2 protein-coding genes and 1 tRNA gene are annotated in these 2,053 nt (G+C 61.2%); all 3 read left to right on the forward strand.

The genetic code is table 11. The features are described 5' to 3' along the window. A partial coding sequence (locus EN935_RS41570; RefSeq protein WP_206534626.1) for a hypothetical protein occupies positions 1 to 323 on the forward strand: 323 nt, incomplete at its 5' end. 96 nt (positions 324 to 419) lie between these two features. Further along, on the forward strand, positions 420 to 1,352 hold the full coding sequence (locus EN935_RS33080; protein ID WP_127265432.1) for a lysylphosphatidylglycerol synthase domain-containing protein: 933 nt from the start codon (positions 420 to 422) through the stop codon (positions 1,350 to 1,352). A 176-nt stretch (positions 1,353 to 1,528) separates the two neighbouring features. Next, positions 1,529 to 1,602: transfer RNA gene (locus EN935_RS33085), tRNA-Gln, on the forward strand. The last annotated feature ends 451 nt before the right edge of the window (positions 1,603 to 2,053 follow it).

A 2,053-nucleotide genomic window follows, 5' to 3' on the forward strand; every position in this document is an offset into this window, starting at 1 on the left:
CCTTCGGCGCGCCGGCACCGGTGTCGTGGTCTTCCACTGTCGTTCCTTCCGGCGCCGCGCGAACCGATAACGGACGCAGCAGGCGCTTCAGTGTTTTAAGTTGCCGCCAGACTAACAGTGCCGCGCCCGATCACCAAGAGCCGCGTGCCGAATTTTGCCGACTGGGCCAGCAAACCGTCGTTTCGGCAGCATTGCGTAATGTATTCGCAAGCCTGGATTGCTACGCGCAGCCCCTGCCGGCTCGCATTCATTTTGCAACACGGACAAAGCTTGCCGGTAGTCGCGGTGAAAAACGTTCGCAGTTGAATAGCCGGCTTCAATGAGGCATTTCTGAAATGAGCGGAAGAATCCGGCGCGACCGGTCTCCTCCCATCACCAACAGAAAAGGAAGCGGACCCGCAACGCATGGCAGTCAGGCAATGAACTGGAGACGCTATTTCTGGCCGGTCGTCGGCATCGCGGCGGTGATCTTCTCACTGCTGCTGCTCTGGCACGAACTGCGCGGCATTTCGCTCGACGATGTCTGGGACGGCATCACTGCTATCCCTGCCCGCGGCTGGATTCTCGCGGCCGTGAGTTCGGTCATCGCCTATGCCTCGCTCGCCGGCTACGACCACATCGCGCTCCTGCACATCGGCAAGCGCGTGTCGTGGCTGTTCGTCACGCTCTGCTCCTTCACCACCTATGCACTGTCGCACAACATCGGCGGTTCGGTGTTTTCCGGCGCCGTCATCCGCTACCGCGCCTACGGCACCAGGGGCCTGACCGGCCAGGATATCGGTGTGCTGGTGGCCGTCTGCTGGATCACCTTTGTGCTGTCGACGATTCTCGCCTCAGGCCTCGTATTGGTCTTCGAGCCGCAGATTCTCGACCGGTTTTCCGGCATCGCCCATCACGGCCTGTCGGAGGCAGCGGGCATCGCAATGCTGATTCTGGTCGCCGCCTACATCTTCGGCAGCTGGCTGCACCTGCGCCCGCTGAAGATCGCTGGCTTTCAGCTGCACTATCCGGCGCTGCCGATCGTCGCGCGACAGCTGCTGATTGGCCCGATCGAACTGCTGGCGGCCACCGCGATCATCTTCTTTGCCCTGCCCGAAGCCCACAATCCCGGCTATTTCGTCGTGCTGGGCGTCTTCCTCGTCTCCTTCTCGATCGCGCAGATCTCGCACGCACCGGGCGGCCTCGGCGTGTTCGAGGTAGTGTTCCTCGCCGGCCTGTCCGACATGGACCCGGTCGGTGTGCTGGCGGCGCTGCTGGTGTTCCGGCTGTTCTACCTGATCATCCCGCTGATTCTGGGCCTGGGCGTGGTGCTGTTCTTCGAACGCTCGCAGTTCAGCCGGACGGAGAGTTGAGACGTGCGATTGGGCTGGAGGCCCTGCCCAGCGTTTGAAACGTGACGCCTGAACCCGGAAGACAAAAGGTTGCGGTTGAACTGTCGGGCAGGCTTGACTATTTTCCACCGGCGGCTACAAGGCAGCGCTCAAGCGGCTCCGGTCGCTCGGCCCGCACGGTTCATGACCGTGCCTGCTGGGGAATAGGTTAACGGTAGACCCACGGACTCTGACTCCGTTAGTCCTGGTTCGAATCCAGGTTCCCCAGCCAACTATTTACGCAATATAATCAGGCAGTTAGCTAGCAGCGTCTTGACAGGGCGTGTGCGTCTTGTCCAGCGGTGCCAACCTTGCCGTCCGGACAGTGTCCCAACCTGTCCCCTGCTGTCAGTGCAGCTTGACCGCGACACGCAGCGTTGCTCCGCTGTAGGCTGGTGGATTGATCCGTTCGCCCGGCCGGCGCCTTTGCCCCAAGCACCGGAAAGGCTTGTCCGAGCTTTCGCGCGAATCGCCGGGCAGACGTCTGGACGATTGCCGTAGCTCCAATGCTGGCGATGTTCGGTCTGCAAACCTACCCGCCCGTTCATTTACCCGTGTGGCGGGAAAACTCCAGCCGGCCCGTAGGACCGCTGCGGGTACTTTGACTTTGACTTCGACTATTAACTGTTCCGTCAAGTTGGCCATTTACGCTCCCCCTCCGGTAGGGTTAAGAATCCCCTAAT

It is taken from the genome of Mesorhizobium sp. M7D.F.Ca.US.004.03.1.1 (assembly GCF_003998635.1).
In the GTDB taxonomy this organism is placed as follows: Bacteria; Pseudomonadota; Alphaproteobacteria; order Rhizobiales; family Rhizobiaceae; genus Mesorhizobium; species Mesorhizobium loti.

What these genes read in the sequence shown, in the direction of transcription:
- EN935_RS33080 (WP_127265432.1), top strand. Translation starts at nt 420, where the DNA reads ATGAACTGGAGACGCTATTTCTGGCCGGTCGTCGGCATCGCGGCGGTG.